The following is a 1,138-nucleotide window of genomic DNA, read 5'->3' as shown; positions in this document are numbered from 1 at the left end:
GGCCCGTTGCAGACATTCGGTCTCGACCCGCTGAGGACCGCTCGTGACCCTTAGCGGTCATGGTGGCAATGCAGATAGCGGATCGCCGCGCTGACATCTTGCGCCTCCAACGCCCCGGACTCCCATGCCGCGATGTGGTATGCTCCAACCTGAATTTAGCGTGGTCCTGAGCTCCTTGGAGGGCTGCATGAGACGGCGCGATTTCATCAATCTTCTTGGCGGTGCGGCGGTGGCATGGCCGCTCGCTGTGGCGGCGCAGCAGAGCACCAATAGCAAGCGTCTTGCTATCTTCAGCCCAGCAGAGCCAAGCGCGGACTTGCATGAGCATAGCGAAAGCAAAAAGTCCCGAGCCTTTTTCGCAGAGCTTCGGCGGTTGGGGTGGGTCGAGGGGCAAAACCTCAAGGTCGAAAGTTACGGCCGAGAGCAAAATGCGTCCGGCCCCGAAGCCCTGGCGGCGGAAATCGTTCGGAGCAGCCCGGATGTCATCCACGTCGTTGGCCCGGGCGCAGTCATCTTCAAGAAGCTAACATCGCGTATTCCAATCGTAGTGATAACGACCGACCCCGTTAAGCAAGGGATCGCCGAAAGTCTGGCTCACCCGGGCGGCAATTTCACCGGAGCTAGCATCGATGCCGGTCTGTCCATTCATGGGAAGCGGATTGCACTGTTGCGCGAGATGGTTCCGACGATGTCGAAACTTGGCTGTCTCGCTCTTCGTTTCCAATGGAATGGGTCGAGCGCAGACGCTTTCCGCGCAGCTGCCGAAATAGCAGGCCTCCCTCTCGCGGTGTCTTTACTGGAATTTTCTACCAGCGAAGCAGACGTTCGGGCGGCGGTCGAGAGCATCTCCCGCGACGGTGCAAATGCGGTCATGGTCCTCGATTCGCCTCAGGTCCTTCAAAACAGCACTTTGATCGCCAAGCTGCTCGGCGACGCGAAACTTCCGGCGATTTTCACATTTACCGAATCCGTCGAGGCCGGGGGCCTAATGGCCTATTCCTTCGATCTGATCGAAGTGCATAAGCGCGCCGCCCACAATATCGACGCGATTCTCCGAGGAGCAAAGCCCGGCGACATCCCGATTTACCAAGTAACCAAATTCGAGTTGTCCCTCAACCTCAAGACAGCCAAGCAACTG

The 1,138-nt window shown here is 58.4% G+C and carries 1 protein-coding gene; it reads left to right on the top strand.

Annotation, left to right across the window (positions count from 1 at the left end; translation table 11 throughout):
• Positions 1 to 187 precede the first annotated feature (187 nt).
• Positions 188 to 1,138 (top strand): ABC transporter substrate-binding protein (locus IVA81_RS40315; protein ID WP_247330501.1); only part of this gene is annotated, 951 nt, incomplete at its 3' end.

It is taken from the genome of Bradyrhizobium sp. 141 (assembly GCF_023074055.1).
Classification (GTDB): Bacteria; Pseudomonadota; Alphaproteobacteria; order Rhizobiales; family Xanthobacteraceae; genus Bradyrhizobium.
Note: the sequence above shows the minus strand (reverse complement) of the source record. Positions and strands in the feature narration are given on the sequence as shown.